Source organism: Streptomyces sp. NBC_00483 (assembly GCF_036013745.1).
GTDB lineage: Bacteria > Actinomycetota > Actinomycetes > Streptomycetales > Streptomycetaceae > Streptomyces.
Genome location: NZ_CP107880.1, coordinates 6,700,430 through 6,726,478, shown reverse-complemented (window position 1 = coordinate 6,726,478; position 26,049 = coordinate 6,700,430). Strand labels below are relative to the sequence as shown.

Annotated in this window: 26 protein-coding genes and 1 pseudogene; 13 read left to right on the top strand and 14 right to left on the bottom strand. The window is 69.9% G+C overall.

The features are described from left to right. Positions 1-22: 22 nt before the first annotated feature. The 12 genes and pseudogenes from OHA73_RS30300 to proS form a co-directional block, all read right to left on the bottom strand. Positions 23-535, bottom strand: coding sequence for an NUDIX hydrolase (locus OHA73_RS30300; protein WP_266714632.1), 513 nt, complete (start codon positions 533-535; stop codon positions 23-25). Next, positions 528-1,265, bottom strand: a complete 738-nt coding sequence (lepB, locus tag OHA73_RS30295) for a signal peptidase I (RefSeq protein ID WP_266714630.1) — start codon at positions 1,263-1,265, stop codon at positions 528-530. The genes OHA73_RS30300 and lepB (OHA73_RS30295) overlap by 8 nt, the downstream gene beginning before the upstream one ends. Positions 1,266-1,358: 93 nt before the next feature. Continuing rightward, complete coding sequence (gene lepB, locus OHA73_RS30290) at positions 1,359-2,201, bottom strand: signal peptidase I (RefSeq protein WP_371591035.1); 843 nt, start codon at positions 2,199-2,201, stop codon at positions 1,359-1,361. Positions 2,202-2,211: 10 nt separating this feature from the next. Then, positions 2,212-3,324 (bottom strand): signal peptidase I, encoded by a 1,113-nt coding sequence (gene lepB, locus OHA73_RS30285; RefSeq protein ID WP_327656607.1) that lies wholly within the window; start codon positions 3,322-3,324, stop codon positions 2,212-2,214. After that, positions 3,317-4,021, bottom strand: coding sequence for a signal peptidase I (gene lepB, locus OHA73_RS30280; protein WP_267069072.1), 705 nt, complete (start codon positions 4,019-4,021; stop codon positions 3,317-3,319). The genes lepB (OHA73_RS30285) and lepB (OHA73_RS30280) overlap by 8 nt, the downstream gene beginning before the upstream one ends. A 78-nt stretch (positions 4,022-4,099) precedes the next feature. Next, entirely contained in the window at positions 4,100-4,450 is a 351-nt protein-coding gene (gene rplS / locus OHA73_RS30275; protein WP_266714622.1) for a 50S ribosomal protein L19, read from the bottom strand. A 132-nt stretch (positions 4,451-4,582) separates the two neighbouring features. Continuing rightward, positions 4,583-5,404: a tRNA (guanosine(37)-N1)-methyltransferase TrmD gene (trmD, locus tag OHA73_RS30270; protein ID WP_266714620.1), complete on the bottom strand. Its 822-nt coding sequence runs from the start codon at positions 5,402-5,404 to the stop codon at positions 4,583-4,585. After that, on the bottom strand, positions 5,401-5,955 hold the full coding sequence (gene rimM / locus OHA73_RS30265; protein ID WP_266714618.1) for a ribosome maturation factor RimM: 555 nt from the start codon (positions 5,953-5,955) through the stop codon (positions 5,401-5,403). Before rimM ends, trmD begins: the two co-directional genes overlap by 4 nt. A gap of 100 nt (positions 5,956-6,055) precedes the next feature. Then, the gene (locus OHA73_RS30260) at positions 6,056-6,295 is read right to left on the bottom strand and encodes an RNA-binding protein (RefSeq protein ID WP_014176063.1); all 240 of its coding nucleotides are present in this window, start codon (positions 6,293-6,295) and stop codon (positions 6,056-6,058) included. Positions 6,296-6,297: 2 nt separating this feature from the next. Continuing rightward, on the bottom strand, positions 6,298-6,717 hold the full coding sequence (gene rpsP, locus OHA73_RS30255; RefSeq protein ID WP_266714616.1) for a 30S ribosomal protein S16: 420 nt from the start codon (positions 6,715-6,717) through the stop codon (positions 6,298-6,300). Positions 6,718-6,925: 208 nt separating this feature from the next. Further along, positions 6,926-7,522, bottom strand: coding sequence for a hypothetical protein (locus tag OHA73_RS30250; RefSeq protein ID WP_266714614.1), 597 nt, complete (start codon positions 7,520-7,522; stop codon positions 6,926-6,928). A 195-nt stretch (positions 7,523-7,717) separates the two neighbouring features. Then, positions 7,718-9,132 (bottom strand): annotated as a pseudogene (proS, locus tag OHA73_RS30245) (proline--tRNA ligase). Between the two features lie 276 nt (positions 9,133-9,408). Here proS and OHA73_RS30240 point away from each other — a divergent pair. Continuing rightward, complete coding sequence (locus OHA73_RS30240; protein ID WP_266714610.1) at positions 9,409-10,272, top strand: SAM-dependent methyltransferase; 864 nt, start codon at positions 9,409-9,411, stop codon at positions 10,270-10,272. Positions 10,273-10,308: 36 nt separating this feature from the next. On the opposite strand, the gene ftsH is transcribed toward OHA73_RS30240, so the two are convergent. Further along, a complete protein-coding gene (gene ftsH, locus OHA73_RS30235; protein WP_266714608.1) occupies positions 10,309-12,252 on the bottom strand; it encodes an ATP-dependent zinc metalloprotease FtsH in 1,944 nt (647 codons plus the stop codon). A gap of 122 nt (positions 12,253-12,374) precedes the next feature. On the opposite strand from ftsH, the gene yhfZ reads away from it, so the two are divergent. From yhfZ to OHA73_RS30195, 8 genes are all read left to right on the top strand, one after another. Beyond that, complete coding sequence (gene yhfZ / locus OHA73_RS30230) at positions 12,375-13,319, top strand: GntR family transcriptional regulator YhfZ (protein WP_266714606.1); 945 nt, start codon at positions 12,375-12,377, stop codon at positions 13,317-13,319. 156 nt (positions 13,320-13,475) lie between these two features. Continuing rightward, positions 13,476-13,853, top strand: coding sequence for a PRD domain-containing protein (locus OHA73_RS30225; protein ID WP_327656606.1), 378 nt, complete (start codon positions 13,476-13,478; stop codon positions 13,851-13,853). Between the two features lie 21 nt (positions 13,854-13,874). Continuing rightward, positions 13,875-14,231 carry a DUF2620 domain-containing protein gene (locus tag OHA73_RS30220; RefSeq protein WP_266714602.1) on the top strand — a complete coding sequence of 119 codons (357 nt, stop codon included), beginning with the start codon at positions 13,875-13,877 and terminating at the stop codon, positions 14,229-14,231. A gap of 15 nt (positions 14,232-14,246) precedes the next feature. After that, on the top strand, positions 14,247-15,611 hold the full coding sequence (locus OHA73_RS30215; RefSeq protein WP_266714600.1) for a YhfT family protein: 1,365 nt from the start codon (positions 14,247-14,249) through the stop codon (positions 15,609-15,611). A 104-nt stretch (positions 15,612-15,715) separates the two neighbouring features. Further along, positions 15,716-16,663, top strand: coding sequence for a phosphotriesterase family protein (locus tag OHA73_RS30210; RefSeq protein ID WP_327656605.1), 948 nt, complete (start codon positions 15,716-15,718; stop codon positions 16,661-16,663). A gap of 2 nt (positions 16,664-16,665) precedes the next feature. Next, positions 16,666-17,859 carry an aminotransferase class V-fold PLP-dependent enzyme gene (locus OHA73_RS30205; RefSeq protein ID WP_327656604.1) on the top strand — a complete coding sequence of 398 codons (1,194 nt, stop codon included), beginning with the start codon at positions 16,666-16,668 and terminating at the stop codon, positions 17,857-17,859. Between the two features lie 6 nt (positions 17,860-17,865). Then, the gene (locus OHA73_RS30200) at positions 17,866-19,029 is read left to right on the top strand and encodes an alanine racemase (protein ID WP_327656603.1); all 1,164 of its coding nucleotides are present in this window, start codon (positions 17,866-17,868) and stop codon (positions 19,027-19,029) included. Further along, a complete protein-coding gene (locus tag OHA73_RS30195) occupies positions 19,029-20,312 on the top strand; it encodes a phosphopentomutase (protein WP_327656602.1) in 1,284 nt (427 codons plus the stop codon). The genes OHA73_RS30200 and OHA73_RS30195 overlap by 1 nt, the downstream gene beginning before the upstream one ends. Before the next feature lie 120 nt (positions 20,313-20,432). On the opposite strand, the gene ffh is transcribed toward OHA73_RS30195, so the two are convergent. Further along, on the bottom strand, positions 20,433-21,992 hold the full coding sequence (ffh, locus tag OHA73_RS30190; protein WP_266714591.1) for a signal recognition particle protein: 1,560 nt from the start codon (positions 21,990-21,992) through the stop codon (positions 20,433-20,435). Between the two features lie 464 nt (positions 21,993-22,456). Between ffh and OHA73_RS30185 the strand changes: the two genes are divergently transcribed. The 4 genes from OHA73_RS30185 to OHA73_RS30170 are packed head-to-tail and all read left to right on the top strand — an operon-like array spanning position 22,457 to position 26,028. Continuing rightward, a complete protein-coding gene (locus OHA73_RS30185; protein WP_266714589.1) occupies positions 22,457-23,104 on the top strand; it encodes an ABC transporter permease in 648 nt (215 codons plus the stop codon). Further along, positions 23,101-24,210 (top strand): ABC transporter ATP-binding protein, encoded by a 1,110-nt coding sequence (locus tag OHA73_RS30180; protein ID WP_266714587.1) that lies wholly within the window; start codon positions 23,101-23,103, stop codon positions 24,208-24,210. Before OHA73_RS30185 ends, OHA73_RS30180 begins: the two co-directional genes overlap by 4 nt. Beyond that, positions 24,207-24,998 (top strand): ABC transporter permease, encoded by a 792-nt coding sequence (locus tag OHA73_RS30175; RefSeq protein WP_266714585.1) that lies wholly within the window; start codon positions 24,207-24,209, stop codon positions 24,996-24,998. Before OHA73_RS30180 ends, OHA73_RS30175 begins: the two co-directional genes overlap by 4 nt. A gap of 31 nt (positions 24,999-25,029) precedes the next feature. Further along, positions 25,030-26,028 carry a glycine betaine ABC transporter substrate-binding protein gene (locus tag OHA73_RS30170; RefSeq protein ID WP_327656601.1) on the top strand — a complete coding sequence of 333 codons (999 nt, stop codon included), beginning with the start codon at positions 25,030-25,032 and terminating at the stop codon, positions 26,026-26,028. Positions 26,029-26,049 lie beyond the last annotated feature (21 nt).

Below are 26,049 nucleotides of genomic sequence, written 5' to 3'. Positions count from 1 at the left end.
TGTGCGCCAGCCTCGTGCGCCTCTAGACGATTTCCGTGTCGAGGATCTCGGGCCGGCTCGGGGGACCTTCGTCGAGCAGCCGCTTCAGCAGCCCGGCGAGTCTGGTCGGATACACCGTCTCATGCGCCTCGACCAGTTCCCGGCACGTCCACCAGCGTGCTCCCGCGACACTGCGGCGTTCCAGGTCGGTCAGGCCCGTCCCCTTGAGCTCTCCAAGCTCCGCCGAAGCCGTCTTCGTACGGGCCAGGAAGTACCACTCGTCCTGATCCCAGCGCCGACCGTCGAAGGGGAAGGAGCAGATCCGCTGCCACAGCACAGGCCCCAGTTCGACGTCGGTGATGCCGGTCTCCTCTGCCAGTTCCCGCAGGGCGGCCTCTTCACGCGTCTCGTCGCCCTCCAGGCCGCCGCCCGGCGTGAACCACCAGTCGTCCGCCGTGTCGCCCGGCTCGTGCCCGTGCAGGAGCAGGATCCGCTCCTCCGGGTCGAGCAGCACGACGCGGGCGACCTTCCGCAGTTCACGGCCGGGTTCAGACACGGGCCGGTTCCGGGGACACGCCGCGCGAGCGCCGCGAGCGCTTCGCGATCGGCCCGTACGCCGCTCCGCCGAGCACCAGCACCGCGCCCGCCACGATGGCCGCCAGCACCGTCTTCACCGGCCCCGGCTGCGAGATGCCACCCGGCAGCGCCTCGAACCCGGTGGGCTTCTGCATCGACGCCATGGGCCACGCCAGAGCGTCCACGCGGCCCTGCACGGCGCCGCGCTCCACCGAGCCGTTCTCGCTGTCGCCGATGTGCGCGCTGGAGTCCAGGGAGTCGGCGCGGTGGTCACCGAGCAGGAAGAGCCGACCCTGCGGGACGGTCGTGGTCTTGATGCCCGTGAGCGAGGCGCTCTCGCCCTTCGGGAGGTACGGCTCGTCGATCTGCTTGCCGTTCACGGTCAGCTTGTTGTCCGTGCAGCAGGCGATCTTGTCACCGCCGACGGCGGCCACGCGCTTGACCATCGGAACGTTTCCCCAGGACGCTTCCTGGAAGACCACGACGTCGCCGCGCTTGACCTCGCTGCCGTCGATCCGCTCCGCGAGCACCCGGTCACCCGCCTTGATCGTCGGGTCCATGGAGTCGGTGGGCACGGTGTACGGCTGGTACAGAATGGCGCCCCAGACGAACCCACCCAGGAACAACACACAGCCGAGGGCCACGGCTATGCCGGACAGCGCGCTGCCGACCTTGCCGTGACCCTCATTCGTACGACGCGTCCTGCTCATCCCAGTTGCTCCCGCGGTTCGGAGAAGTCGATCTCGTCGAACCAGCCCCGGAACGGTGCGGACCACGGAAGATCGGCGATCTGGGACGGCACCCTACCGGGCGCCACCAGCCGCAGAAACCCTGGTGTTCCCCTCGGTAACGCGCTGATTGATCTTGCGCCTGCGCCACAGCACCAGCGGTGCCGCGCCCGCGAGTCCGAGCGCGCCCGGAGCCACGTTCGCCACGGCGTTGATGCCCGACTGGTCGAAGGTGTCCGGAACCGGCAGCGTCGACCAGTGCGTGGGCGGCCAGGCTACGACGATGGCGCGGCCCACGACGTTGTCCACGGGGACGAAGCCGCTGTTCTTGTCGTTCTGGTGGTAGCGCGAGTCCATGGAGTCCTGGCGGTGGTCACCCATGACCCAAACTTTGCCCTTGGGAACCTTCACCTTGAACGTTCCACCGGCGTTGTCGTCGCTGCACGGGGTGTTGCCCGGATAGACGTAGGGCTCGTTCAGCGCCTTGCCGTTGATCTTGAGCGGGCCCGTGCCGTTGCACTCGACGGTGTCGCCACCGACGCCGACGACGCGCTTGATGAGGTCCTTCTCGTTGGCCGACGGCATCAGACCGACCCAACTGAGCAGCGTCTGCACCGCGTTCGGCTCCGGCGTCGGCTCGCCCTCCAGCCAGCTCGCCGGGTCGTGGAAGACGATGACCTCGCCGCGCTCCGGCTCCGAACCGAACCACGGGGTGAGCTTGTCGACCAGGACCCGGTCGCCGATCTTCAGCGTGTTCTCCATCGACGCCGAAGGGATCGAGAACGCCTGGACCAGGAACGTCTTGATCACGAGCGCAAGGACGAGCGCGATACCGATGAGGAGCGGGAGCTCCTTCCAGAAGGAGCGCGGCTTCTTGGATCCGCCCTTCGACCCGCCGCTCGACTGCGCCTCGCTCATGGTCGAGCCGTCACCCGTCTCGGGCGTCCGGCCCTCGGGACCCGGACCCGCCGCGTCGTCGGATCGCCCGGGCTCCTCTTCGGGACCATGCCCTGACCGTGCGCCGACCGCCAAGTCCCCCACATCCACTCCTCACTCCGTGCCGCTGCCTGACCCGTATCCGATGCAGGCCCACCACTCCCATAACGAGCGGGAGTTCCGCAGGGGTCGGGAGGGGGATAAATCCGTCCGAATCCGGGGCTTTCGAGCCCGGTCCGGCGCCGTACGTGGAGGCCACCCTATGCGACGTTTCTGAGGCCGCGGACGACCCGTCTCCTTGCGCGTCGGCCACGGCGGCGAAGGTCGGAGGCTGTGACAACGAGGCCCAGTGACCGATCGGCCACCCGATGAACCGGGCCCGCCCCACCACGGACTCCTCGGACACGGTCCCGTTGAAGGCCTCGGTGAGGTGATAGCGGGAATCCGCGGAGTTGGCGCGATGGTCGCCCATCACGAACAGGCGCCCCTTGGGAACCTTCACCGAGAAGTCGAACTTCGAGGGGGCGTTGCCGGGATGGATGTACGCACGCTCTTCGAGCGGTGTCCCGTTGACCGTGACGCGGCCCTGCTTGTCGCAGCACTTCACAGTGTCGCCCCCGACGCCCACGACCCGCTTGATGAGGTCGCGTTCATTGTCGGACGGCAGCAGCCCGATCCAGGTCAGGCCTTCCTTGACCTGCTTCACGCCGACCGGGGATTCCTTCTTCTGACCGGCCTCCTGCTCGAGCCACTTCCCCGGGTCGTTGAAGACGACGACGTCGCCGCGCTGCACCTGCGCGCCGAACCAGGGAGTGAGCTTGTCGACCAGGACCCGGTCGCCGATCCTGATCGTCTGTTCCATGGAGCCCGACGGGATGACGAAGGCCTGCACCAGGAACGTCTTCAGGACGAGGGCGATGGCCAGGGCCACGCCTATGAGGAGGGGTATCTCCTTGAGCACGGAGCGCCTTCGGCGGCGCTTCACCTTGCGGGCGAGCTTGCGCCGCTCGGCCCTCCCCTGGTGCTCGGGGCCGCTGGTGGGCCGGCTGCCGGTGGGCAGCCGCTCGTCGCCGCCGTGGCTGCGCGTCTTGCCCCGCCTACCCATGGGCGCCGCCGGGGGCGGGCACACGCGCGTAGACGTCCGTACGGGACAAGGAGTGCCAGTGTCCGGTCGGCCACGCGATCCACTCGGCCTTGCCGATCACCTGGTCCACGGGGACGAACCCGCCGCCAGGTGCGCCCAAGTAGTCGCGGGAGTCACGGGAGTCGCTGCGATGGTCACCGAGCAGAAAGAGGGTGCCTTCGGGAACCACGATGTTGAACGGCACCTCCGAAGGCGCGTCCGCGGTGTGCAGCACGGAGCGCTCGTCCACGGACTTCCCGTTCACCTCGATCCTCCCCTTGGTGTCGCAGCAGACCACCCGGTCTCCCCCCGTGCCCACGACGCGCTTGATGTAGTCGCCCTCCCCGAAGTACCCGCTGCCGTCGAAGACCACCACGTCGCCGCGGGTCGGCTCGGCACCGAAACGGTACGCCAACTTATTTACGAGAACGCGGTCCCCGACCCTCAATGTGCTCTCCATGGAGCCGCTGGGGATCTGGAAGGGCTGCATCACAAAGACGCTGACGGCCAGCAGGCAGGCCAGGCACAGCAGCAGGGCCAGAGTGATGCGGCCGCCCGGCAGCCAGTCGAGCACCTGGAGAAGCAAAGAGGAGCGCGACCGGTCCTCCTCGCCCTGTGAGGTGTTCTCATGGGGCTCGGAGGAGCGGTCGCGCTCCTCATGCTGTGCTTCGGTGTCCATCGAGGCCAGATGCTATCCGGCCGCCCTGTGGACGCCGCAGGCGAGATGCGCCGGCGCCCCCTCGGGGCGCCGAGCGGCTCAGCTCTCGCGCTTCTCCTTGATCTTCGCGGCCTTGCCGCGCAGGTCACGGAGGTAGTACAGCTTGGCGCGGCGGACGTCACCCTTGGTGACGAGCTCGATCTTCTCGACGATCGGGGTGTGCACCGGGAAGGTGCGCTCGACGCCGACGGAGAAGGAGACCTTGCGGACCGTGAAGGTCTCGCGGACGCCGGCGCCCTGGCGGCGGATGACTACGCCCTTGAACTGCTGCACACGGGAGCGGTTGCCCTCGATGACGCGGACGTGGACGTTGACGGTGTCGCCGGGGCGGAAGGCCGGGACGTCGTCGCGCAGCGACGCGGAGTCGACGGAGTCGAGAAGGTGAGCCATGATCGTCTGCTTTCTTCGCCGATGCCACAGGTCATCGGCGGGAGGTATGCGATGAGTTTCGGTAGCTGTTCGCGTCGGGTCTTGCGTCGTTCCCCCTGTGGCAGGGGCGCAGACTGGACGTACAGCAGCGGCCTATTCTTCCACGATCTCGGGCGTCGGCCCAAATCGTCCGTCGGGACGCGGCCCCCAGCCCAGGATCGAGAGCATTTCGCGGTCCTTCTTGTCGAAGGCCTTGGGGTCGGTGCGCTCGATCAGATCGGGCCGGTTGCGCGTGGTGCGGCGCAGCGCTTCGTCGCGGCGCCACCGCGCGATCTTGCTGTGATGGCCGCTGAGCAGCACGTCGGGGATGTCCCGGCCGCGCCACTCGGGAGGCTTGGTGTAGACGGGCCCCTCCAGGAGGTTGGCCATGGCTCCGGGCGCGAAGGAGTCGTCCTCGTGCGATGCGGCGTTGCCGAGGACGCCGGGCAGCAGCCGCGCCACGGCCTCCGTGATCACGAGCACGGCGGCCTCTCCGCCCGCGAGGACGTAGTCGCCGATGGAGACCTCGTACACCGGCATCCGGGTCGCGTACTCGTCGATGACGCGGCGGTCGATGCCCTCGTAGCGCGCGGGCGTGAAGACCAGCCAGGGGCGCTCGGAGAGCTCCACGGCGAGCTCCTGGGAGAAGGGGCGCCCGGAGGGCGTGGGGACGACCAGAACGGGCCCCTGGGCGCCGCTCTCGTACCCTTCGGCGAGCACGTCGTCGAGGCAGTCCCCCCACGGCTCGGTCTTCATGACCATGCCGGGGCCGCCGCCGTAGGGGGTGTCGTCGACGGTGTTGTGCCGGTCGTGGGTCCACTGCCGCAAGTCGTGCGCATGGACGTCGAGCTGACCACGCGCGCGTGCCTTGCCGACGAGGGAGACGTTCAGCGGCTCCAGGTACTCGGGGAAGATCGTGACGACGTCGAGCCTCATGCGGACTCGTCCCCCTCTTCGCGCGAGGACACGATCTCGGCGCGGTCGTCGATCAGGCCGGGCGGCGGGTCGATGACGGCTTTCTGCTCCTCGAGGTCGATCTCGGTGACGATCTCCTCGACGAACGGGATCATGACCTCGCTGCCGTCGGGCCGCTCCACGATGAACAGGTCCTGCGAGGGCAGGTGCGAGATCTCCGTGATCCGGCCGACCTCGGTGCCGTCGACCGTGACGACGTCGAGGTCCATGAGCTGGTGGTCGTAGAACTCGTCCTCGTCCTCGGGCAGTTCCTCGGGGTCCACCTCGGCGATCAGCAGGGTGTTGCGCAGCGCCTCGGCCCCGGTGCGGTCCCGTACGCCCTCGAAGCGCAGCAGCAGCCGGCCGCTGTGCACCCGGCCGGTCTCGATGGTGAGCGGCCCCGTGGAGGCCGGGTCGGTGGCGAGTCGCGCGCCGGGGCCGAGCCGCAGCTCGGGCTCGTCGGTGCGCACCTCGATGGTGACCTCGCCCTTGATGCCGTGGGCGCGACCGATGCGCCCGACTACCAACTGCACGTCGGAAACTCTCCTGTCAGTCCGCCGGAGGCGGATCAAACGAATCGGGCCGGGGACGGCTCGTAAGCCCTCCCCGGCCCGAGCCGGTGTTCAACTTTTCTCAGCGAACCTGGTCGACGTCGACGAGGTCGACGCGGACACCACGGCCGCCGATGGCACCCACGACAGTACGCAGAGCGCGCGCGGTGCGGCCGTTGCGGCCGATCACCTTGCCGAGGTCGTCGGGGTGGACCCGGACCTCGAGGACGCGCCCCCGGCGCAGGTTGCGCGAGGCGACCTGCACGTCGTCGGGGTTGTCGACGATGCCCTTCACGAGGTGCTCAAGAGCCTCCTCGAGCATGCTCAGGCCTCGGTCGACTCGGACGGGGCCTCGGCCTCGTCCTTCTTCTCAGCCTTCTTCTTCTGAGTGATGGCCTCACCCTTGGGCTCGTCCTCGGTGGCCAGCGCCTCGAAGGAGGGGCGGGCGGACTTCGGCTCGGCGACCTTGAGCGGCGCGGGGGCCGGCAGACCCTTGTGCTTCTGCCAGTCACCGGTGAGCTTCAGGATGGCCATGACCGGCTCGGTCGGCTGCGCGCCGACACCCAGCCAGTACTGCGCGCGCTCCGAGTCGACCTCGATGCGCGACGGGTTCTGCACCGGGTGGTACAGGCCGATCTCCTCGATGGCCCGGCCGTCACGGCGGGTACGGGAGTCGGCGACGATGATGCGGTAGTGAGGCGCGCGGATCTTGCCCAGACGCTTCAGCTTGATCTTGACTGCCACGGAAGTGGTGTCTCCTGGTCTTGACGTGGGTGGGCACGGCGAGATTGCCGCGTGGGGTTGCGGTACCCGAGTGCCCGATGGACGCGTCAGCCGGAGGAGAGAGGGGTCCTATGCGACTGTCGAGTACAGCTAGCCATTGTGCCACAGGTCTCCGGAGCAGCCGAATCCTCCTCGGCCGCTCCACCGAGCCCCACCAGGAGCGCCACACTCAGCCCGCCGCGACCCCGACGATCTCCGGGATGCGGAACGGCTTTCCGCAGCCGCCGCACATGATCGGGGCCTGCGCGAGCACCGACGGCACGACACGGACGTTGCGCCCGCAGTCGCAGACCGCCTTGACGCGGACGCCGCCCCCGGAGGAGCCGTGCCGCGCGGCGGGGCCGCGGAAGCTTCGCTTGGTGTCCGCGGCGGTCGCCACGGTGTGCGCTTTCAGGGCGCGCTGGATCCGCTCGATCGTCTGCCGGTAGCGCTGCTTCGCCTCCGGGTTGAGCGTGACCAGCGAGAAGCCGCTGCTGGGGTGGGGTTCCTCGGGGTGGTCGAGGCCCAACTCCTCGGCGATGGCCAGGAATCTGCGGTTGTGGTAGCGGCCGGCGCGCGAGGTGTCGCGGATTCCGCGCGTGGCTGCGATGCCGTGGACTGCCTCGTGGAGGAGTCGCTCGAAGGAGAGCTCGCGTCCACAGGCGGACGACGACTCGCCGATCAGGGATTCGGGCGCGGCAAGATCCGGCAGCTCGGGGTGGTGCCGCTGAATGTCGGCCCACGCCCCTGCCAGCTCTGCGGCGAGAACAGGTGGTGTCGTGCTCACGTCGTGACAACGAGCCGGGGTGCCTCCGTGTTCCTATTCCGGGGCATCCCAAATAATTTGCACGTACCAGTCAGTTCCCACTGATGCGTCCCGAGGAGGGCGGGTGCGCAAATGTACGGAGAAGGCGCACAGCTCACAACAAGGTGGTGCGTAGTGGCATGTACGCCTTCGCGAGCGCCCTCCGGCTACGCGCGCCTAGTACGCGCGTGCCACGACCGCGACGTTACCGGCCGCGTCATCGGCGTCCGGCACCGCCCCTTCGGGAGTGAGCAGACACCGTACGGAGACGCCGTGCCCGGCGAGCTCGTTCTCGCCCGCCTCCCCGAGGGTGGCCCACGGGATGCGCGCCCAGCCGCCCTCGGAGGTCGCCTCCAGGGCCTCGGCCACCGTGGTCACATCCGTCGTCCGCAGCTGCCGCCGCTCCCGTGACTGCGCAAGCAGCAGTGCCTGGTCCTCCTCCAGGATCTTCGGCAGCACCGCGACGAGTGCCTCCAGGGCGACCGGGGTCTTGCCGCCGGGGATGCGCCGGGCGAGCATCGCGGTGCCGTTCTCCAGGTCCCGGGGCCCGACCTCGACGCGTACGGGTACGCCCTTCAGCTCCCAGTCGACGGCGCGTCGCCCGAAGGGGATGTCGGTGCGGTCGTCCACATGGACACGGATTCCCGTCTTCTTAAGTACGTCGCCGATTTCGCGCACCTTGTGGAGCACCGCCTCGTCGTCCTTGATGGCGAGGACGACCACCTGGGTGGCCGCGAGGCGGGGCGGGACGCGCAGCCCGTTGTCGTCGCCGTGCATCATCACCAGCGCGCCGATCATGCGGGTCGTCGAGCCCCAGGAGGTCTGCCAGACGAGCTCTTCCGTGCCGTCCTTGGACAGGTAGCGCGTGTTGAAGGCCTTGGCGAAGTTCTGGCCGAGCTCGTGGCTCGTGCCCATCTGGAGGGCCTTGCCGTCGCCCATCATCCCTTCGAGGGTGAGGGTGTTGATGGCCCCGGCGAAGCGCTCCTTGGGTGTCTTGCGGCCCAGGAGGACGTCCATCGCGAGGACGTTCTCCATGAAGTCCGCGTAGACGTGCCGGTGGATGCGCGCCGCGAAGTCGCGCGCCTCTTCGTAGGTCGCGTGCGCCGTGTGGCCCTCCTGCCGAGGAATTCCGTCGTACGGAGGAAGAGGCGGGGCCGCAGCTCCCAGCGGACCACGTTCGCCCACTGGTTGATGAGCAGCGGGAGGTCCCGGTAGCTCTGCACCCACTTGGCGAAGGAGGCGTTGATGATCATCTCTGAGGTGGGGCGGACGACGGCGGGCTCCTCCAGCTCCTTGCCGCCGCCGTGCGTGACCACGGCCAGCTCGGGCGCGAAGCCCTCGACGTGGTCGGCCTCCTTGGTGAGGTACGACTGCGGGATCAGGAGCGGGAAGTACGCGTTCTGCGCACCCGTCTCCTTGATGCGGTCGTCCATCTCGCGCTGCATCCGCTCCCACAGGCCGTAGCCGTACGGTCGGATGACCATGGTGCCGCGCACCGGCCCGTTGTCGGCCAGTTCGGCCTTGGCGATCAGGTCCTGGTACCAGCGCGGAAAGTCTTCCGCCCGGGGCGTGAGAACGCGGGGTTTGGCCATGGCGCGGATGCTACGGCGCGGGCCGTGGAGCACTCGAATCCTTTTCGCCCGGATGCCCGCGTGCACCCGTCATATGACCGCCCGGGGGCGCACGACGGTGCACACGCGCATTGTCGCCGCGCCTGCCAAACAACCCCTAGACGCGGCGGACGTTGCGGAGTTTTCTGGCATACGGGGGGAGTGCGAGCAGCGCGCGAGCACGGTCGGACGTCACGCGAACGGCCAGACATCACAGCGACAACTCTCGGCATCTCTCGGTGGATTGGGGAACTTTCGATGACACCTACGCTCGTGCGACGGCACCTCCCTCACACGGCGCCCGCGCCGCAGACGGACTTGTGCGCACGCGCGCGTGACTGGGCGGAGATACAGGAACGGATGCTGGTGCCGCTCTACGAAGCGGTCTATCAGCGTCTGGAGGTCGGTTCGGGCACCCGGCTCCTCGGCCTTGACTGCGGCTCCGGTCTCGCGCTCCTCATGGCGGCGTCGCGCGGCGCGGCCGTGACCGGCGTCGAGCCCTCGGATCCCGAGCTCCTCGCCCTGGCCGAGGAGCGGCTGCTGCCCGACGCGTACCGGCCGCGGGAGCCCGCGGACGTCCGGCTCACGACGGCCGACGCCGACGATCTCACCGCGGCCGATCCCGGCGGAGCCCCGTACAACGTGATCACCGACTTCCATCCGATCGGGTGTGTGGCCGGGGACTCCGAGGGGCTCTCCGCGCGTCTGGAGAGCGTGGCCCCGCTGGCGGGCCGGGGCGCCGCCGTGGTGCTCGTCGGCTGGGGTCCACCGGAACGCTGTGCCACGTCGTCCGTCCTCCGGGTGGCCACAAAACTCGCCGACCCGCTACGTAGTACGGGGAGTTGGCGCCCGGCGCTCCGTGACGACCTGGAGGAGGTCGCTCAGCGGGCGGGGCTGCGGCCCGACGGCTCGGGCCGGGTGGCGTGCCCCTTCGGGTACGCGGACGCCGAGAGCGCGGTGCGCGGGTTGCTGTCGACGGGCCTGTTCGACGCCGCCGTGGGAGCGACGGATCTGGCGCAGGTCGACAAGGAGGTGTCCGAGGCGCTGCAGGCGCATGTGCGCGGCGACGGCACCGTGTGGATGCCCAATGTCTTCAGGTACTTGATAGCCCGCACGCCGTGAGGCGTGCGGGCCGGGTTCCTGCGGGGGCCGTGCCGTTCAGTCCTTGGTGAAGCGCGTGACGCCGGCGATCCGGTACGCGTCGGCCTCCTCCAGCGTCTCGTTCTCCATGAGCGCCTCGGCCAGCGCGTCGAGCTTGTCCCGGTTGTCGCGCAGCTTCTGGCACGCCTCCGTGTAGCACTCGTCCACGATGCGGCGCATTTCGCCGTCGATCGTGTCGAGGGTGTCGGGGGCGGCGGCCAGCCCGTACGCCTGCTGGGCGTCGTTCGGAAGAGCGGACAGGCGGCCGACCTTCTCGCTCATGCCCCAGCGGGCGACCATGCCGCGGGCGATGTTGGTGACCTGCTCCAGGTCGTTCTCGGCGCCGGTCGTGATGACTCCGTAGACGACGTGTTCGGCGGCCATGCCTCCGAGGGCGCCGATGATGCGGCCCCTCAGGTACTCCTCCGTGTACGCGTACTTGTCGGAGTCCGGAGTGGAGAGCGTGACGCCGAGGGCGCGGCCGCGCGGCACGATCGTGATCTTGCGGACGGGGTCGGCGCCGGGCTGCAGCATGCCGAGGAGGGCGTGGCCGCTCTCGTGGAAGGCGGTGCGGCGGCGCTCCTCGTCGGGCATCACCAGGGGCCGCTCGGCGCCGAGCTGGACCTTTTCGAGCGCTTCGGAGAGGTCGGACTGGCTGACCTGCTTCTGCTTGCGCTTGACGGCGAGCAGGGCGGCCTCGTTGGCGAGGTTGGAGAGTTCGGCGCCGGTCATGCCCGGGGTCGTACGGGCGACCTGGCCGAGGTCGACGTCGGGGGCGAGCGGGATGTCGCGGGTGTGGATCTTGAGGATGGACTCGCGGCCGCCGCGGTCGGGCGGCGAGACGTTGACGATCCGGTCGAAGCGGCCGGGGCGGGTCAGGGCCGGGTCGAGGACGTCCGCGCGGTTGGTGGCCGCGATGACGATGACGCCCTCGGAACCGCTGAAGCCGTCCATCTCCGTGAGGATCTGGTTCAGGGTCTGCTCGCGCTCGTCGTGACCGCCCACGCCGCCGCCACCGCCGCGGGCCCGGCCGATGGTGTCGATCTCGTCGATGAAGATGATCGACGGGGCGACCTTGCGGGCCTCGGCGAACAGCTCACGCACGCGTGAGGCGCCGACGCCGACGATCATCTCGATGAACTCCGAGGCGGACGCGGAGAAGAACGGCACCCCGGCCTCGCCTGCCACCGCGCGCGCGAGCAGCGTCTTGCCGGTGCCGGGCGGGCCCGCGAGCAGCACACCGCGCGGCATCTTGGCGCCCATGGTGCGGTAGTCGTCGGGGTTCTTGAGGAAGTCGACGACGTCGTTGAGCTCGCCCTCGACCTCGTCGATGCCGGCGACGTCCTCGAACGTGGTGCGCTTCTTGCCCGGTTCGAGCTCGACCGGCTTGGGCGGCTGCTTGCGGCCGAGCATGCCGCCCGCGCCGCCGCCCATGCCCTGGCTCATGCGCCGCGCGATGAACACCCACAGCACGACGAGCAGGAGCATCGGGGCGAGCGAGATGAGCAGGTTGGACAGGAAGCTGCGTTCCTGGACGACGGGTTCGGCCGTCACGGTGACGTCGTGCTTCTCCAGGTTGGCCCAGAGGTCGTCGTCGGCGAAGGCCGGGCGCTGCGTCGTGAACTTGGTGTAGTTCTTGCGCTTGCTGTCGCTGTCCTTGGGGGTGGGCTTCTCCTTCTTGAGCTCGCCCTGGATCGCGTCGCCCTTGGAGTAGATCTTGGTGACGTTGTCGGCCTCGACCTGCTTGCTGAACTCGGTGTACGAGACGGTCGGCTCGTCGCCCTCGTTGAAGAACGACAGCACCAGGTTGGCGATGAGGTAGACGATCAGGGCCGTCAGGATGAGGCCGCCCCAGCCGCCGGGCATCTTGCGCTTGGGTCCCGGCGGGGGCGGAGGGGGCGGAGCGCCCTCGGAACGCCAGGGCTGATCCGTCCGATCGCGCGGGGGTACCGGGTTCGCCACGCCTGCCTCTCTTCCTGCCGCCTGCCGCCGTCGAGCGCTGGGTGGCCCACGGACCTTGGGCCCATAACCGCACAGATCCGACACCCTTGCCAGTATCCAGAATCCTGGTTACTGTCTTTGGCGTGAACGGTTTCGACGATCGTTTCCTCACGCGGAACGGTCTTGCGGCGCGACGGCTCGCGGTCCTCCTGATGGGGCACGAGCCGGAGACGCGACTGCCCCGCGTGAAGGACCTGGCCCAGGAGCTGGGCTGTGGGAACGGGACGGTGCAGGCCGCGCTGCGCCTCCTGGAGGAGTCCGGCGCCATCGGGACCACGGCCCGCGGCCACCTGGGCACCTTCCTGACCCATTCGGAGCGCGCCATCCTGTGGCAGCTCTCCGGCCTCGGCACCCTGCTGGCCGCGATGCCGCTCCCCTACTCGCGACGCTACGAAGGTCTCGCGACGGGTCTGCGCGCCGCCTTCGAAGCGGCCGGTACACCGTTCGCCATCACCTTCATGCGTGGCGCGGGCGCCCGTACCTCCGCACTGCTGGAAGGCAAGGTCGACCTCGTCGTGCTGTCGCGGCTCGCGGCGGACGGCCTGGTCGAGCAGCACGAGGACAGCCTGGCGCTCGTCGCCGACCTCGGACCCGCCACCTACGTAGGTGCGCACGGATTCCTGGTGCGCAAGGGCGCCGACCTGAACGCTTCCGGGCTGCGGGTCGCCGTCGACCACACGTCCGAGGACCACCGGATGCTGGCGGAGCGCGCCTTCGCGGGGCACGAGAACGTCCAGTGGGTCGAGTCCTCCTACATGCAGCTGCGCGACCTGTTCGCACAGGACCAGGTCGACGCCACCGTCTGGAACCTCGACGAGGTGCAGGGCCGGCTCGGCATGGAGGTGGACGTACTGCCTCTGGGCGACGAGGTCACCCGCGATCTGGCGCTGCGCAACTCCAGTGCGGCGATCATCGGCAGGACCGAGGGCGCGAAGGCGCTGTCCGCGGTGCACGACGCCCTCGATCTGTCGCAGGTGGCACAGCTCCAGTCCGAGGTACTGAGAGGCGATCGCATCCCCTCGTACTGACGGCGGACATGCGTACCGACAACAACACGTAACAACAGCACGTAGCAACAACACGTACCGACGACACCCTGTCGCGAGTCCCGAGTGGGGGACCCACGACTCGGATCAGAATCCAGAATCCCGGTTACTGTCTCGCCCGTATCGCTTGGAGGTCCGATGGACGACCAACTAGCCCTCCGCATCCAGCTGTTCCGTGAGGGCGGCCAGGTCAGGCCCGAGGTCGCCGACTTCGTGACCTCCGAGCTGACCGCTCTGGAGGAGGCGGGCCACACCGTCACGGAGGAGAGCGCCGGCATGCTCACCAGCCATCTGATGATGGCGCTCACCCGGCTGCTCGACGGCGCGCCCATCGACCAGTTCCTCACGGACGAGCAGGTGGCCGGCGAACTGGCCGACCACCCCGAGGCCGTCGAGCGCGCCCACCGCGTCTCCGCACGCGCCCACTCCGAACTCGGCGCCTCCCTGCCGGAGCCCGAGGTCAACTTCCTCGCCCTGCACCTCGCCGTCCTGGCGCGGCAGCACACCACCCACTGAGCCCGAGAGAGGGAACCAGCCATGACGAAGATCCTCACCGGCGGCGTCGGCAAGGTCGAAGTAGCGAACACCATCAAGGAGTTGGGGCTCGACGGAGTCGAGGTCACCGTCTCCAGCGACATGGACGCCGCGATGAAGCTGCGCGCCGGACAGGCCGACTACTTCCTCGGCACCTGTCACACCGGGGCCGGGGCCTCCCTCGGCGTCCTGGTCGGCCTGATGGGGCAGCCCGCCTGCCACACCTTCGGCCGCGGCGTGCCCACGGCGGAGGAGGTCGACTCCCTGCTCGCTGACGGCAAGAAGGTGTTCGGCTTCTCCATGGACCAGATCGACCGGATCGCGCCGCTCATCGCCCGCGCGATCGCCGACCGCTCGTAAGCCCAGGGACATGCCATGACCACCTCCCCCGGCCCAGTCCTCGCCGCCGGCGCGAACCTCGACTTCACGCTCGCGCAGCAGCTCACCGTGATCGCCCTGTGCGCCCTGACCGCGTTCATCTCGCACATGGCCCTGGCCGTCTTCAACGACGGCGTACGCCCCTTCATGCTCGACTTCATCCAGGGGCGGTCCACCCGCAGCGCCACCACGGCGGTCTCCTTCGGGCTCTCCGCCGGGTTCATCTTCGGGCTCGGCGCCCCGATGGCCCTGTCCTCGGGCGTCCTCAACCCGTGGCTGCTGTTCCTGCCGACCGACATCCTCGGCATCCTGTCGCCCAAGAAGTGGCTCGCCCCGATCCTGGGCGGCGCCTGGGGCGCGGTCGTCGTCTTCGGCCTGAGCGGCGCCAACAACCTGGCGCACGATCTGCCCGTCGACTTCCTGACCGCGATGCAGGAGATGTCGACGCCGATCCTGTTCCTGTTCACGCTGTTCCCGGTGCTCGCCATCACCAAGCAGTTCGGGCGCAAGTGGGGCGGGATCGCGGGCGTCGTCGAACTCGCGCTCGTCGTCATGACGATGAAGCTGTGGCCGACCGTCTTCGCGGGCGCCATCGCCATGGCCGTCGGCGTCCTGATGCTGATCGGGCTCGCGATCAACAAGGACCTCAAGCAGCGCAAGGTGGACCGGGCGAACAAGACCGAGGAGGCCGACGAAGGCGAGGAGCTCGCTCCCGCCGACGACCCGATGGCCTCCCTGTTCAGCGCGAGCGCGGCCCGACTGCGCAAGTACCTGCCGCTGTTCATGGTGCTCGGCGCGGGCATCTGTCTCCTGGCGCAGATGCACGTCTTCGGCGGCGGCGAGGCCACCAGCTTCCTGATTGCCAAGGGGAACTACAGCGAGGCCGCGCAGGTCGACTTCTACCGCGTCTTCGGCTTCATCCCGCTGATCGCGACGACGGCCCTGGCCTCCGGCGCGTACGGCATCGCGGGCTTCACGCTCGTCTACCCCATCGGCTACCTGATGCCGAACCCGATCCTCGCGGCGGTCGTCGGCGCGCTCGTCTTCGCGGTCGAGGTGCTCGCCCTGTCGTACATCGGCAAGTTCCTCGGCAAGCTGCCGAGCGTGCGGGACTCCTCGGAACACCTGCGCAGCGCGATCAGTGATGCGCTGCAACTGGCCATCCTGTTCGGCTCGTTGATGGCCGCGAACGCGATGGGCGCGGGGCTCGGCATCCTCATCGTGGGCGGGCTCTACCTGCTCAACGAGGCGATGGGCCGCCCCGTCGTACGGATGGCCGCGGCGCCTGCCGCCGTGATCGTCGGCGGCATCGTGCTCAACATCCTGTACTGGCTGGATCTGTTCACCCCGATCAAGGGGTGAGCCCGCGGCCGACGCCGCCCGGCCACCACCGGGCCGGCGCCCAGGCCGACTCACCGGTCCAGCACACAGGAGCGGTCCAGCACACAGGAGAGGACACCCCCACCATGCACACCACCACCCTCCACACCGTCACGGGCCCCCTTTCCCACGAAGCCGTCCGCGGCCCCGCCCTCGCCCACGAGCACCTCGCCCTGGACCTGGACCTCAAGGGCGACGGCGCCGCCGTCCTCGATCCGCGGCGGCACGGCCCCTCGGTCGCCGCCGAACTGGCCGCGCTGCGCGACGAGTTCGATCTCTCGCTCGTCGTGGAGCTGACCTGTCGCGGCATGGGCCGCGATCCGGGCGCGCTCGCCGCCCTCTCCCGCGAGAGCGGGGTCGCGGTCGTCGCGGCGACCGGCTGGTACTACGAGCCGTTCCACACCCCGGAGCTGGCCGACGCGAGCGTCGAGCGGCTCACCGGGACCCTCGTGCGCGAGATCGAGGACGGCTTCGGTGACACCGGCATCCGACCCGGTGTCCTCGGGGAGATCGGCAGCCACGGCGACCTGCCGAGCGAGCCCGAGAGCCGCTCGCTGCGGGCCGCCGCGCGGGCCGCGAGCGCCACCGGGCTCTCCGTCGCGACACACGCCCAGCTCGGGCGCGGCGGCCTCGCCCAGTTGGAGCTGCTGACGGCCGAGGGGCTGCTTCCGGAACGCGTATCCATCGGTCACCAGGACCTGCTCGACGACCCGGGCGTGCACAAGGAGCTGGCGGCGAGCGGCGCGTACGTCGCGTTCGACACGGTCGGCAAGGAGAGCTACCAGAGCGACGGCACCCGACTCCGGCTGCTGCTGAGCCTGATCGAGGCCGGGCACGCCGACCGGGCCCTGCTCAGCTGCGACATCTCCCGGCACGGCTACCTGCTGACGGAGGGCGGCCAGGGCTACGGGCACCTGTTCCGCTCCTTCCTGCCGAGGCTGCGCGCCGCCGGGGTGGACGACGACCTCGTCGACCTGATGACACGGCGCAATCCGCTGCGCTTCCTGACCGGCGCGAGCGTGGAGGAGATCTGACGATGACCCCTGTGAATACCCCGTCGACCCCTGTGAATTCCCCGTCGCTGCCCACCACTCACCCCCTGGCCACCGTCTCCGTCGAGGACGCCGCCGCCCGGCAGTTCCGGCTTCTGGAGTGCACGGCCGCGCACTTCGAGGGGCCCGAACTGTTCGCCGCCGACGCGGGCGTGGTGCCCGGGCTCGGCAGGCCCCGGACCACCGCCCAGGTGGAGGCCGTGCTCGCCGAGTTCTTCGGCGCCGAGGACGCGGCCCTCGTCCAGGGCGCGGGCACGGGCGCCATCCGGGCCGCGCTGAACGGGGCGGTGAGCGCGGGCGATCCGCTGCTCATCCACCGCGCGCCGGTCTACCGCACCACCGAAGTCACGCTGCGCGGCATCGGCGCCCGCACCCATGAGGTCGACTTCAACGACCTCGACGCGCTGCGCGCCGAGCTGGCCTCCGGACGGTTCCGCTGGGCGTACGTGCAGCACACGCGGCAGCGGCTCGGCGACTCCTACGACCCCGCCGCGGTGCTCGCCGCCTGCCGGGAGGCCGGGGTGCGCACGATCGTCGACGACAACTACGCCGTCATGCGGGTGCCGGCCTCCGGGGTCGAACTGGGCGCCGACGCCTCCTGCTTCTCCCTGTTCAAGCTGCACGGCCCGGAAGGCATCGGTACCGTCGTCGGCGCCCGTGACCTCGTCGAGCACGTCCGCGCGGACAACTACTCGGGCGGCGGCCAGGTCCAGGGCCACCAGGCGCTCGACGCGCTGCGCGCCCTGACCCACGTACCGGTGATGTGGGCGTTGCAGTCGCGGGTGGGCGCCGAGGTCGCCGAGCGGCTCGCGGCCGGTGAGGTGCCGGGCGTCGCCGAGGTACGGATCGCCAACGCGCAGGACCGCTGCCTGCTGGTGCGCCTGGAGCGGCCCGTGGCGCGCGAACTCCCGGACGTGGCCGCGCGCTTCGGGGCGGCGCCCTACCCGGTGGGCTCCAACTCCCGGTACGAGATCGCGCCGCTCTTCTACCGCATGTCCAGGTCGGCCCTCGACGACGCGCCCGCGCTCGCCGACTGGACGGTCCGGATCAACCCGATGCGCGCGGGCGCCGACCTCGTCGTCGACATCCTCCGCCGCTCATTGAACGAGCTCAGCTCCTCGGACGAGCTCGGCTCATCCAACGAACTCAGCTCCTCGAACGAACCCAGCAAGGACTGACCGACCGTGTTCCTCGACAGTCTGCTCACCCGCAACCCCGAGCTGGCCGACGCCGCGGCGGACCTGCACCGACGGGGCGAGATCCCCCCGGACACGTACGTCATGGATCTCGACGCCATCGAGGCGAACGCCGCGCTGCTCGCCGCCGAGGCGGACCGGCTCGGCCTGAGCCTGTGGTTCGTCGTCAAGCAGCTCGGCCGCAACCCCGAGCTGATCAGGGCCATCGCCCGGCACATCCCCCGCTACGCCGCCATCGACCCGCCCGAGGCCCGCACCCTGCACGCGGCGGGCGCGCAGGCCGGAAACCTCGGCCACCTGGTGCAGATCCCGCGCCGCGCCCTGCCCGAGATGCTGGCCTGGCGTCCGGAGACGGTGACCGTGTACGACCTGGCCAACGCCCGCGCCGTATCGGAAGCGGCTCGCGAACTGGGCTTCGTACAGGACGTGTTGATCCGCCTGGAGGGCGCCGCGGGTTCGGTGTACCCCGGTCAGGAGGGCGGTGTACCGCTCGCCGGGCTCGATGCCTTCGCGGCGGAGGTCGAGCGGCTCCCGGGTGTGCGGATCGCGGGCGTCACGGCGTTCCCGTGCGTGCTGTGCGACCCGGCCACCGGCGCACCGGCCGCCACGCCGAACTTCGAACTCGCCCTCAAGGCGCGCCAGGCGCTGGCCACGCGCGGCCACACGGATCTCAAGCTCAGCGCCCCCAGCGCGACGTCCATGGCGACGCTCCCGCTGCTGGCCGAACTCGGCGCCACGCACGGCGAACCCGGCCACTCCCTGACCGGTACGACACCGCTGCACGCCCACGACCTCACCCAGCCCGAGAAGCCCGCCTACGTGTACGTCACCGAGGTCGCGCACACCCTCGCGGACGGCAGGCCCGCCGTGTACGGCGGCGGCTTCTACCCGCGCTCGGGGATCAAGACTGCGCTGCTGCCCGGCACCAGCGAGCGGCTGCGGGTCCAGGGCGCGCCCGCCGAGAACATCGACTACTACCGGCTGCTCGACGCCCCCGCGCCCGGCGCGGACGTCCGGGTCGGCGACACGGCGCTGCTGGCGTTCCGTACGCAGATCTTCGTGACGCGCTCGACGGTCGCGGTCGTCGAAGGCCTCGCCGCGGGGGCGCCACGCCTCCTCGGCCTGTACGACGCGCAAGGAAGGGCCCTGTGATGAACAAGCAAGAGAAGGGCTCCGTGCTGCCCGCGACGAGCAAGACCGTGATCGTGGTGGTGGACGGGTTCGGGGTCGGCGCGATGCCGGACGCCGGGGCGCTGCGCCCCGGTGATCTGACAGCGGACACCTGCGGGCACGTGCTCGACCGCTGCCGGGAGACGTTCGGCCGACCGCTGCGGCTGCCGACGCTCGGCGCGCTCGGCCTCGGCCTCGTACACCCGCACCCGGACCTGGCGCGGCGCACGCATCTGCCGGTCGCGGTCGGGCGTGCGGCGCTCGGCTACCCGGGGGCGGACACGTTCGCCGGGCACCAGACGATGATGGGCGCCGACTTCAGCAGGGTGACGGTGGCCCGGCTCGCGGACCACCTGGACGGCGTGACACGGGCTCTGACGGACGCGGGCCACCGGGTGGAACGCCTCGACGGCAAGCCCCTGTTGGTGGTCGACGCCGCGGTCCTGGTGCACGACAACCTGGAGGCGGACCCCGGCATCAACTGGAACGCCTCGGGCCGCCTGGACGACCCCGACTTCGATCTCGACTTCGACGGCATCCTCTCGGTCGCCCGTACGGTACGGGCCGTCGCGCCCGTGGCCCGGGTCATCGCGGTGGGCGGGCACGCGGACGGTCCGCTGCCGGAGTTCGTACGGGACGGGGACGGCGGCACGGTCGGCCTGGACACCCCTGCGACCGGTTTCTACCGCAACGGCGGGCTCCAGGTGCAGCACCTGGGCGCCGAGCTGGACCACACCCGGCAGCTCCCCGACCTGGCCGCCCGGGCCGGGATCCCGGTGACGCTCGTCGGCAAGGCCGCGGACATCCTCGCCTGCGAGGCAGCGGTGCGACGGCCCGCCGTGGCCACGGCCGAGGTGCTCGCGCACACCCTGGAGGCGGTGCGGGCGGACGGCGGCGCGCTGGTGGTGGCCAACGTCCAGGAGTCGGACCTCGCCGGGCACCAGCAGGACGTCGAGCGGTACGGCCGCATCCTGGAGCAGGTCGACGCGGGGCTCGCGGCGCTGCTGTCCCTGCTGACCGGGCCCGGCGACCGGCTGATCGTCACGGGCGACCACGGCAACGACCCGGCGATCGGCCACGCGTACCACACGCGCGAGTACGTGCCGGTGCTGATCCACCGGCCAGGGGCGCCCGGCGTGGAGCTGCTGCCGGACGCGTCGAGCCTGGCGGACGTGGGCGCAACCGCGGCTGCCGCCCTTGGGCTCGATCCGGCGGGCCTTGCCAACGGCACGGAGATCCGCGAGGCCGCGGCGCGGGCGGCCTGACCGTCTCCGTAGCCGCGTAAGGACATGTCTCCGTAGCCACGTAAAGGACATGCGTAAGGGGCGCCCACCATGGTGGGCGCCCCTTACGCAATCAAATTACGCAATCAAAAAGCCGCGGCCTCAGCCCATGAACTTCTTGAACTCGTCGGGGAGCTCGAAGTCCTTGGGGTCCTGCTGGCCCGCGCCCGGCAGGCCGAGCGCGCCGCCCGCCTCGGCGGCGGCCGCACGCCGGGCGGCCTCCTCCTGCTCCTGCTGCTTGCGCTTCATCGGGTTGCCGGAGCGCTGCTTGCCCTTGGCCTTCTTCTGCTGCTTCTTCTGCTTGCCGGGGCCACCGCCCGAGCCGGGCATGCCCGGCATCCCGGGCATGCCGCCGCCCTGGGCCATGCGGGACATCATCTTGCGGGCCTCGAAGAACCGCTCGACCAGGTTCTTGACCGCGCTGACCTCGACACCGGAGCCCTTGGCGATACGGGCGCGGCGCGAGCCGTTGATGATCGTCGGCTCCTGGCGCTCGCCCGGGGTCATCGACTTGATGATCGCGGCCGTGCGGTCGACGTCGCGCTCGTCGAGGTTGGCGATCTGGTCCTTCATCTGCCCCATGCCCGGCAGCATGCCGAGCAGCTTGGACATGGAGCCCATCTTCCTGACCTGCTCCATCTGCGCCAGGAAGTCGTCGAGCGTGAAGTCCTGGCCCTTCTTGGAGGCCAGCTTGGAGGCCATCTTCTCGGCCTCTTGCTGCGAGAAGGTCTGCTCGGCCTTCTCGATCAGCGTGAGCATGTCGCCCATGCCGAGGATGCGGGACGCCATGCGGTCCGGGTGGAACGCGTCGAAGTCGTCCAGCTTCTCGCCGTTGGAGGCGAACATGATCTGCTTGCCGGTGACGTGCGCGATCGACAGGGCCGCACCACCGCGGGCGTCACCGTCGAGCTTGGAGAGCACCACGCCGTCGAAGCCGACGCCGTCACGGAAGGCCTCGGCCGTGTTGACCGCGTCCTGACCGATCATGGCGTCGACGACGAAGAGGACCTCGTCCGGGCTGACGGCGTCGCGGATGTCCGCGGCCTGCTGCATCAGCTCCTGGTCGATGCCGAGGCGGCCCGCGGTGTCGACGACGACGACGTCGTAGACCTTGGCCTTGGCGTGCTCGATGGAGTCCTTGGCGACCTTGACCGGGTCGCCCACGCCGTTGCCCGGCTCCGGCGCGTAGATGCCCACGCCCGCCCGCTCGGCGACGACGCTCAGCTGGTTCACGGCGTTCGGGCGCTGGAGGTCACAGGCGACGAGCAGCGGGGAGTGGCCCTGGCCCTTGAGCCAGGCGCCGAGCTTGCCCGCGAGGGTCGTCTTACCCGCACCCTGCAGACCCGCGAGCATGATCACGGTCGGGCCGGTCTTGGCGAAGCGCAGCCGGCGGGTCTCGCCACCGAGGATGCCGACGAGCTCCTCGTTGACGATCTTGATGACCTGCTGGGCGGGGTTCAGCGCCTGGGAGACCTCGACGCCGGTGGCCCGTTCCTTCACCTGCTTGATGAATGCGCGGACGACGGGCAGTGCCACGTCGGCTTCAAGGAGGGCGATCCGGATCTCGCGCGCCGTGGCGTCGATGTCCGCCTCGCTGAGGCGCCCCTTGCCGCGGAGGTTCTTGAATGTCGCTGCGAGGCGATCGGAGAGAGTGTCGAACACGGCGGTCGCGAATCCTCAGGTCGGGTGGCTTTACGGACAGGTCGCCCTCCAGGGTATCCGCCCGCGGCGTGGTGGTCAGTGGCCCGGTCCCGATGCGTCCCACAGGTCGCACCCACGTACGAAATAACTGCGCATACGCCTCCATATCATTCGCAGGCGCCCCTGGGTGACCCGTGGGTGACCAGGACGTTCGCCATAATTACGGCCCCAGCGGTTCCGTAAACCCGTGCACATCAGTGCCGCCCGACTGGGTAGGCGCCTTCAGGTTTCGACACCACCCCTCTCCTTCGCCCCGGGCCGGGGCGTGCCCGGTCGTGCCCGGAACCACCACCAGCAGCCGTGCGGCGAACCGCCGTACGCACCTATGAACTGAACAGGAGTTCACCGATGACCTCCCCCGCCCCCTCTGTGGACCGGCCGACCCGGCCGGTCCGTAGGCCACCGGCACCGCAAGGGAGGCCGGCGTGAACTTCTTCGACTACTTCCAGGGCAACTGGCCCGACGTGCTCGACGCCACGCTCGCGCACATCCTGCTGGTCCTCGAAGGGCTGGCCCTCGCGGTACTCATCGGCGTGCCGGTGGCGATCCTGACGTACCGGACGAAGGCGCCGCGCGCCGCCGTCCTCGGGGCGGCCGGGCTGCTTCTGACGATCCCGTCGTACGCGCTGTTCGGCCTGCTCATCACGCCGCTCGGCCTGGGCACGGGCCCCTCGATCGTGGCCCTGACGCTGTACGCGCTGCTCCCCGTCATACGTAACACGGTGGTCGGTCTGCGCGAGTTGGACCCGGCCGTCATCGAGTCGGCGAACGCGATGGGCATGACGCGCCTCAAGGTGCTCGCCACCATCGAGTTTCCGCTGGCCTGGCCCGTGGTCCTCACCGGCCTGCGGGTCGCGACGCAGATGCTGCTCGGCATCGCCGCGATCGCCGCCGCCGTGAACGGTCCTGGCCTCGGCAAGCTCATCCTCGACGGCCTCGCCAGCGCGGGCACCCCGTTCGCCGTCTATCTGACCCTCGAGGGCGCGCTCGCCATCGTTGTCCTCGCGCTGCTCTTCGATCTGCTCTTCGCCCTGCTCAACCGTCTGACCACTCCGAAGGGGGTCACCCGATGATCCGGCTCGACCGGCTGACCAAGTCCTACGCAGGGCAGGAGCGTCCGGCCGTGGACGACCTGACGTTGGAGATCCCCGAGGGCAAGATCGTGGTCTTCGTCGGGCCCTCCGGCTGCGGCAAGACCACCACGATGAAGCTGATCAACCGGTTGATCGAGCCGACGTCGGGCCGCATCCACCTGGCCGACGAGGACGTCACGAAGATCCCGGTGCACGAGCTGCGCCGCCGCATCGGCTACGCGATCCAGCAGTCCGGGCTCTTCCCGCACCAGACGGTCGCCCAGAACATAGCCACCGTGCCCGGCCTGCTCGGCTGGGACAAGAAGCGCGTCCACGCGCGCGTGGACGAGCTGCTCGACATGGTGGGCCTGGACCCGGACACGTACCGCGGCCGCTACCCGAAGCAGCTCTCCGGCGGCCAGCAGCAGCGCGTCGGCGTCGCCCGCGCGCTCGGCGGCGACCCGCAGGTGATGCTGATGGACGAGCCGTTCGGCGCCATCGACCCGCTCAACCGCGAGGCGCTGCAGAACGAGTTCCTCAAGATCCAGTCGAAGCTGCGCAAGACGATCGTCTTCGTCACCCACGACATCGACGAGGCCGTGAAGATGGGCGACAAGATCGCCGTCTTCGCCGAGCACGGCAACGTCGTCCAGTACGACACCCCCGAGAAGATCCTCGCCGAGCCCGCCAGCGAGTTCGTCACGAACTTCATCGGCGCGGGCGCGGCCGTCCGCCGCCTCTCGCTGACCCGGCTCGGGAACGTCGACGTACCGCTGTGGCCCACGGTCGCCGAATCGGCGAGCGCCGAGGACCAGCGGGACGCGGCCATGGACAGCGACCGCGAGTCCGTGGTGGTCCTGGACGAGGACCGCCGCCCCGTCGGCTGGCTGCCCGCGGACGGTGGCGCGCGACTGCCGCTGATCTCCCCGCTCGGCCCCGGCACGAGCCTGTACGACGCGCTCGACGAGCTGCTCGCCGTGAACGCGTCCGCGCTGACGGTCGTGGACGACGCGGGCCGCTACCGCGGGGTCGTCACCCTGGACGCCCTGCGGATGCTGATCCACGCCGAGGGCGGCTCCGGTCTGCTGCAGGGGGCCCGGCCGTGACCCAGGCACTCGTCGACGAGCTCCCGGCCGCAGCGAAGGCCACCGAACGCACCCGTGTCCTGCCGCCGCTGTGGCGCCTCGCCCTCACCCCGCTCGCCCTCGCCGTGGTCCTCGCGCTCCTCGCCTGGTACGTCTCCGGGCAGGAGAAGGACCAGATCGAGCTGCGCAGCCTGAACGCGGACTACCTGCTCAGCCGCACCCTCACGCACCTCGAACTGACCGCGGTCGCCACGGTCTTCATCCTGGTGATCGCCATCCCGCTCGGCGTGCTGCTCACCCGCCGCTGGGCCCGCCCCCTCGCCGGGCCGGTCCTCGCGATCGCCAGCATCGGGCAGGCGCTGCCCTCGCTCGGCCTGATCGTGCTGCTCGCGGTGGCCTTCGTCAGCCTCGGGGTGACGCAGATCGCGCTGATCGCGTTCGTCGCCTACGGGGTGCTTCCGGTGCTGCGCAACACCATCGCGGGCCTCCAGCAGGTCGATCCGTCGATCCTGGAGTCCGCTCAGGGCATGGGCATGACCCGGTGGGAGGTGCTGCGGCGGATCGAACTGCCGCTCGCGGTGCCGGTGATGCTCGCCGGTATCCGTACGGCACTGGTGATCACGGTGGGCACGGTCGCGCTCGCGACGTTCATCGGGGCCGGCGGCCTCGGCGATGTGATCTCGAACGGGATCAACTCCAGCCGGAACCTGGTCCTGATCACCGGAAGTGTGCTCGTGGCCGTCCTCGCGCTGCTCGTGGACTGGGTCGCCGGGATCGTCGAGAACCTGCTGCGCCCGCGCGGTCTGTGAGAAGGGGCCTGTGAGAGAAGTGAAGACACACATGCGATTCGGACCGGCCGCGGCACTGTGCGTCGCTCTGCTCGGCGCGGCCCTGACGGGCTGCTCCGGCGCGTCCGCCGGTTCCTCCGACAACCTGCCGCGGACGGCGAGCCAGAAGCAGCTCGACGGCGGCTCGATCGCCAAGGACGTCGACCTGAAGGGCGCGCACTTCGCGGTCGGCTCCAAGGAGTTCACCGAGCAGCAGATCCTCGGCAAGATCACGAAGTACGCGCTCGAGGCCGCAGGGGCGCAGACGAAGGACCAGACGGGCCTTCAGGGCACCACGATCGCCCGCAGCGCGCTGCAGGGCGGCGACATCGACATGTACTGGGACTACTCCGGCACCGGCTGGACCCAGTTCCTGCAGCACGACACACCCGTGCAGGGCAGCGCCGCGCAGTTCAGGGCCACGTCGAGCGAGGACCTGAAGAAGCACAAGATCAAGTGGCTGGGCCCTGCGAAGTTCGGCAACCAGTACACGATGGCCCGCGCCTCCGACGCGAAGGGCCGCGCCGGGAAGGTCGACTCGATCAGCGACCTGGCGAAGCTGGCGAAGGAGCACCCCGAGGACGCCACTCTGTGCGGAGCCTCGGAGTTCCTGGACCGTGAGCTGGGGGCGCTGGAGAAGAGCCCGTACAAGCTCAAGTTCGGCGCGCCGCAGGTCTATCAGAACGCGTTCGCGCTGAACTTCGTGAACGTGGCGAAGGGCAGCCCCTGCAAGTTCGCCGAGGTGTTCACCACGGACGCCCGCCTGAAGTCCCTGGATCTCAAGGTCCTGGACGACGACAAGGGGCACTTCACCACGGAGCTGGCCGCGCTGACCGTGCGCGACGAGACCGCGAAGAAGTACCCGCAGCTCGCGAAGCTGGCGAAGAAGCTCGGTGACGCGCTCACCGAGAAGACCATCATCAAGCTCAACGGCATGGTCGACCTGGAGGGCAAGAGCGCGGATCAGGCCGCGCTGTACTTCCTGCGGACGAACGGCTTCATCGGCAAGTGACGCGGCAGGGGCCGGGGCTCA